Source organism: Bacteroidota bacterium (assembly GCA_018698135.1).
Classification (GTDB): Bacteria; Bacteroidota; Bacteroidia; order CAILMK01; family JAAYUY01; genus JABINZ01.
In genome coordinates, this window is sequence record JABINZ010000107.1 from 1 (window position 1) to 5,730 (window position 5,730).

Here is a 5,730-nt window from a genome sequence, read left to right on the forward strand (position 1 = left end):
CCACAACAGGGCGTAATCCTGCTACACACATTCCTACAGCTGTTCCAATAATTCCGGATTCTGCTAAAGGTGTATCAAAGCAACGATCGGCTCCATGTTTTTTTTGTAAGTTTTCAGTAACTCGGAAAACACCTCCTTCAACTCCAACGTCTTCTCCAAAAACGATAATGTCTTTGTCCTCAGCCATTTTGATATCGATAGCATCGTTAACAGCTTGAACCATATTCATTACTTTCATTTTCTTGCCTCCTTCCACTTTAAGAAATTCTCATGTTCAACCATTTGATTTTTTAGATCATCAGGCATATCAGCATACATATATTTGAAAGCATCTTCGAGTTTATATTTCGGATAGTTTTCTGCTTCTGTAAATTGTCGGTCAACTTCCTGTTTATATTGTTCAATAAGTTTTTCTTCATCGATATCACCAGCCAATTTATTCTTTATTAAATAGGATTTTACCCGATCTAATGGATCCGTTTTAAACCATAATTCTTCTTCCTCTTTTGTTCGGTATTTCGTAGGGTCATCAGAAGTAGTATGTGCTCCTTTTCTATATGTAAGAGCTTCAATTAATACGGGCCCTTTTCCCGATCGAGCGTGATCTGTAGCAAATTTCAATGCTGCATACATGGCAAATAAATCGTTGCCATCAACATAGAGGCTAGGAATATTATATGCTACCCCTTTTACTGCCAGATTGATTGATTTCGTTTGATTTTTGAGAGGTACTGAAATAGCGTATTGATTATTCTGAATAATAAATACAACTGGTGCTTCCCATACAGCAGCGAAGTTCAATGCTTCATGAAAATCTCCGTGAGAAGTTCCACCATCACCGATTACACCATAAACAACTTTGTCTTCTTTTTTATACTTAACTGCATAGCCCAAACCAGCAGCATGTACCAACTGCGATGCTATAGGAACAGCAATCGGAAGAATGTTTTCAGCATTCTTAAACACGGTTCCATCTTCGTAACCCATATAATAAAGGAATACTTCTGTCATGGTTGCACCCTTGGCTAACCAGGCACCCAATTCACGAAATGCAGGAGCCATCCAATCGTCTTTCCTCCAAACCATTGAAAGGGCTTGAGAAATTGCCTCTTGACCATAATTTGGTGGGTAAGTAAACATACGTCCCTGACGCTGAAAAGAAACAGCCATTTGATCAGCTGTTCTCACGTAAAGCATTTGCTTATACGCTTTAATTACTTCCTGATCATCAATTTTTGGATTCCATTTTTCATTAATGACTTTCCCATTATTATCAATGATCCTGAAGATTTTATTTTTGATGGGATCAAATTCTTTAAACATAAATGCTTATTTTTTTTGAGAGATTTTTAATTAAGAATGCTTCTGATTTAGCAAAGCCAATGCCAATAGGTGGACATCCGTTATTATGACAAATTTAATCGAAAATTGGCAGAAAAGAATAATGAAATATTAGAAGAGATTATCTAATTAAAGAAACCAATCCGGAATAATTATGTTCACCACTTCCCAGATTGGTTAATGTAACGTAATACATGTACTTCCCTTGTGGTGCAGGATTGTTCTTAAGTGTATTACCATCCCAACCATGAGTTGGATAGTCACTGCTATAATACATTAGTGTATTGTCTAAATCATATATCATAAGTTGAAAATCTTCAAATCCATCAGCCTCTATTCTGAAAACATCGTTCTCTTCGGGGCCTATTGTATTGGTGCTGAATATGGTAGGGATGTATATAAGAATTTCGGGATTGCACTTTATATTATATATAGATGAGTCATTTGCAAAATAAACGACAACTCTGAAGTTTCCAGTATCTCGAAATTTATATTCTGAAATAGTTGTTATGTTTTTCCCAAATGGAGCATTCTCATCATCCCAATAATATCCTGAAGCTTCAGAATCAGTTGCATCAATTATATAATTTTCTCCTAAATTAACAATTAAACCATCCTTAATCTTATATGTTTTTAAAGGTTTTGCAATTTCTCTTACTTCACAATTGCTAAAAAGAAAACAAAATAGGGTGATTGAAATATAAATTAGAAGTTTCTCCATTTTGTCAAATCTTTTTTTGTTTTTCCAAATTGAATTAATAGGCCTAATTGATATTTTGTTTTAATTCCAGCTTTTGAATATGAGGCTGTTAACTGGATATGGTTTGTCATATTTAACCCCCCAGTAATACCATTTTCAAAGAGTGTTGAATTATACGTGTTGAAAGTATACCCTAGCATTATTTTATCAAAGTAACTTATAAGTAAATAGGTTTTTAATAAATAATTATCACTGTTTAGTGACATATCAATTACTGGAGATAGTTTGATTTTCTTAAAAAAGATGAAACTATAATTGGTATATAAGCTTACGTTCCTCTTTTTATAGATAAATAGGTAATCATCATATGTACCTATAATTGGTTTGTTGATGGAGAAAAATGATAAACCAATGTTTAAATCTTTTCTATTCAAGAACAAACCTGTGTTAATTGTATAAAAACTATGAACTTTATAAGCTCCAATAGAATGCCAAGGCTCCATGCTTGCATTAACGAATCCTGCACGTGGTTCAATCATGTCAGACCAAGTATAGTTTACATCTCCTAGTGATTTTTGAAACAAAGATCCACTTAGGCCAATTCTTAAGTTGGTATTACCAAAATCCTTGAGAAGATAAGACAGAGATAAGTTTAGTTCTGAAGATTTATTGATTCCAATTTGTTGAAGGTTTGAATATAAACCGACACCTAAATTTCGTTTTTTTAAAAATGCACGATCAAATGCAAATCGCATATCATAGTAGAATAATCTCAAACTATCATTGTCATAACCACTATAGGCTCTTGACCAATTAGGACTTAAATTGTTAAATCCAATGGAAATGTTATTTCGTTTTTCAAATCCTGCCAATGCTGGATTCTTTGTGAAATTATAAGTTGAGTTTACTACTAAATCAGGAGAATCTTCATCTACAGTAGAATCTGGAAATTTATCCATTTTTCGCCAGTCCTTCTGCTTTTGAGCATACGAATGACTGGAAATAATAAAAAACAGAAAAGAGAGAATAAAAAATTTATACATATTTGATTTTAAAAATCAGGACATGTGAGTTTTCTCCATTTAGTGGTTTGTGCTGGTGATTTAGTAGGGATTTCTACAATAATAGATAATTCATGACTTCCTTGCCCTCCAAATCGTACATCTGAAAATGTGATATCGTAGCTATAACCAATTTTAAACGGATCACGTTTCATTCCAACAAGAATCATAGCCGCATCTGTATTGACAGAAGTTTGTCGCCACCAGATACCTGCAAGGAAATAGTCTTTTATGTAATAAGCTCCAAGATTGATTTGTAAGAAATTAGCTTGTTTTTGAATCAGTAAGTTTGGAGAGAAGAAACGTGTAGGATGCCGTGATTGATCAAGCGGAATTTGCATTCCAACATGGGTTGTAAACTTCATGGGTAAAATGCTACTATTATCTTCCAGGAAAGTTTGTTTTGGTTCATTAATATGATTAACAACAAATCCTGCATAAAACTTTTTCGAAAAAGCTAATACACCAGCTGAAAAATCAAGAAATGGATCCATTGCATAATCTCCGGGAGCAGGCAAATTTTCAATCGTTTCATAAATTACACCTTGACGGGGATGAATCATATCCGGAAAAACAAGCTCTGAAAAATCGATACGTTTACCTTGAACCGCTGTTTGAAGAGATGCTTTTACTGTAAATTTAGGAGTAAGATTCAAATGATAAGAATAAGCTAAACTTGCCATGGATGTTGATAATCGTCCATCTCCAGCAACATCGTACAGTACTTGAGCACCAATACCTCCACCTAATGCATCAAAATGCTGATCATAAGAAACAGCATATGTAACAAACGGGGTGTTTAAACTTGCCCATTGATTTCTATAATTCATACTAAATCGAGCACCTTTTGCTGTTCCTGCAAATGCTGGATTCAAATATAATGGATTGGCATAAAACTGTGTAAATTCCGGATCCTGAGCGGATGCTGAAAAGGAAAGAACAATTAAGCCTAGAATAAATAATTTTTTCATTAAGAATCTAATTAAGAAGTAAATCGAAATTCTACCATACTGCGAATTACATATTTCAAATGTACAAAAATATCAATAGCGAGTCCAAATTTTTATCCCCGAAAACTAATTATTATGTAACGTAATAATTTGATGTTTATTTGAATTAGTTAGATTTAGATATAATCTTTAGTATACTTATTCATATAATTGTAACTTTCCCATCGAAAAATAATTATTAAATTCTGCATTATCATTTCAAGATCAGTTGTATTTAATGTGTTAATAATCCTTATTTGACAGCTGGCTTGGATTTTGTGTTCTTGAAAAACAAAATTAACATCATGTTGCGATTTAGAAGAATAACTATTCTTTTGGTATTAGTGCCATTTTTTCTGCATACTTCATTTGCACCTCCTAGTTTAAGTGAACAACGAGACAGGCTTGTTCAGATACTTTTTGAATTAGTAAAATCTGCACATTTTACTATTCCTGATTTGAATGATGAATATTCAGAGAAAGTATATTCATTATTTGTTGAGCGAATTGATAATGGTAAGCGATTTCTTACACAAGAAAATATGGACAAATTGAAAGTCTATCAATTTGAAATAGATGATCAGGTTAGAAAATCTAGTTTTGAGTTTTATGACTTGGCTACTGAAATGTTATTGAGTCAAATTGTGCATGCAAAGGACTATTATGAGAAAGCCTTGGAAAAACCTTTTGATTTTACTTTAAAAGAGTTTATTGAAACAGATAGTGAAAAAATTTCCTATGCTAATAATGAGCAAGAACTTCAGGAGTATTGGCGCTTATTTACCAAATATCAAACGCTAATACGATTGAATGATATGATTAAGAATCAAGAAGAAAGGAAAATAAAAAATGATTCAGCTTTTGTCGAAAAATCATTTGAAGAAATGGAGATAAAAGCAAGAGAAAAGGTAAAGAAGAATTTGGATGACTATTTTAAGCGATTGGATAAAATGAATGAGGATGATCGTTTAGGTTTGTTTATCAATACACTTGTTAATGCCCTTGACCCGCATACAGAGTATTATGCCCCAAAACAAAAAGAAGATTTTGACATTCGTATGTCTGGCAGACTTGAGGGAATTGGAGCAACACTTCAGCAAAGTGACGATTATATAAAAGTGACTCGTATAGTACCAGGCAGTGCTTCATGGAAGCAAGGAGAATTGAAAGCTGGAGATATTATTTTAATGGTGGCTCAAGCTGAAGCAGAACCCATTGATATAGTTGGTATGCGTTTAGATGAAGCTGTTCAATTAATTCGAGGGAAAAAAGGCACCGAGGTTAGGCTAACTGTTAAAAAGAGGGACGGAAGTGTAAAAGTAGTACCTATAATAAGAGACATTGTTATTCTTGAAGAAACTCTTGCCAAGTCAGCCATCATTAAAAATGAGAAAGCAAAATCGACCGTAGGATATATTAAATTACCGCAGTTTTATACAGACTTTACCAAAACAGGTGGTGCTGGTTGCGCAGAAGATATTTATGATGAAATTGTCAAATTAAAGAAAGAGAATATTGATGGACTAATTTTCGATTTGCGTGATAATGGAGGAGGTTCATTGAATGATGTAGTAAAAATTGCAGGTTATTTCATTCCAAATGGACCTGTGGTTCAAGTTAAAGCCAGATATGGTAAACC

At 33.3% G+C, this 5,730-nt stretch carries 6 protein-coding genes; 1 reads left to right on the forward strand and 5 read right to left on the reverse strand.

Going from position 1 to position 5,730, the window contains the following annotated elements; genetic code table 11:
* From HOG71_06740 to HOG71_06760, 5 genes are all read right to left on the reverse strand, one after another.
* Positions 1–238: alpha-ketoacid dehydrogenase subunit beta (locus HOG71_06740; GenBank protein ID MBT5990533.1), on the reverse strand; the 238-nt coding region annotated here is incomplete at its 3' end.
* Positions 235–1,323, reverse strand: a complete 1,089-nt coding sequence (gene pdhA / locus HOG71_06745; protein ID MBT5990534.1) for a pyruvate dehydrogenase (acetyl-transferring) E1 component subunit alpha — start codon at positions 1,321–1,323, stop codon at positions 235–237. The genes HOG71_06740 and pdhA, both read right to left, overlap by 4 nt.
* Before the next feature lie 139 nt (positions 1,324–1,462).
* A complete protein-coding gene (locus HOG71_06750) occupies positions 1,463–2,062 on the reverse strand; it encodes a hypothetical protein (GenBank protein ID MBT5990535.1) in 600 nt (199 codons plus the stop codon).
* A complete protein-coding gene (locus tag HOG71_06755; GenBank protein MBT5990536.1) occupies positions 2,047–3,084 on the reverse strand; it encodes a type IX secretion system membrane protein PorP/SprF in 1,038 nt (345 codons plus the stop codon). The genes HOG71_06750 and HOG71_06755 overlap by 16 nt, the downstream gene beginning before the upstream one ends.
* Positions 3,085–3,092: 8 nt before the next feature.
* Positions 3,093–4,073, reverse strand: coding sequence for a type IX secretion system membrane protein PorP/SprF (locus tag HOG71_06760; GenBank protein MBT5990537.1), 981 nt, complete (start codon positions 4,071–4,073; stop codon positions 3,093–3,095).
* Between the two features lie 323 nt (positions 4,074–4,396).
* Between HOG71_06760 and HOG71_06765 the strand changes: the two genes are divergently transcribed.
* Positions 4,397–5,730: PDZ domain-containing protein (locus HOG71_06765; GenBank protein MBT5990538.1), on the forward strand; the 1,334-nt coding region annotated here is incomplete at its 3' end.

What these genes read in the sequence shown, in the direction of transcription:
- HOG71_06750 (MBT5990535.1), bottom strand. Translation starts at nt 2,062, where the DNA reads ATGGAGAAACTTCTAATTTATATTTCAATCACCCTATTTTGTTTTCTT.
- HOG71_06760 (MBT5990537.1), bottom strand. Translation starts at nt 4,073, where the DNA reads ATGAAAAAATTATTTATTCTAGGCTTAATTGTTCTTTCCTTTTCAGCA.
- pdhA (MBT5990534.1), bottom strand. Translation starts at nt 1,323, where the DNA reads ATGTTTAAAGAATTTGATCCCATCAAAAATAAAATCTTCAGGATCATT.
- HOG71_06755 (MBT5990536.1), bottom strand. Translation starts at nt 3,084, where the DNA reads ATGTATAAATTTTTTATTCTCTCTTTTCTGTTTTTTATTATTTCCAGT.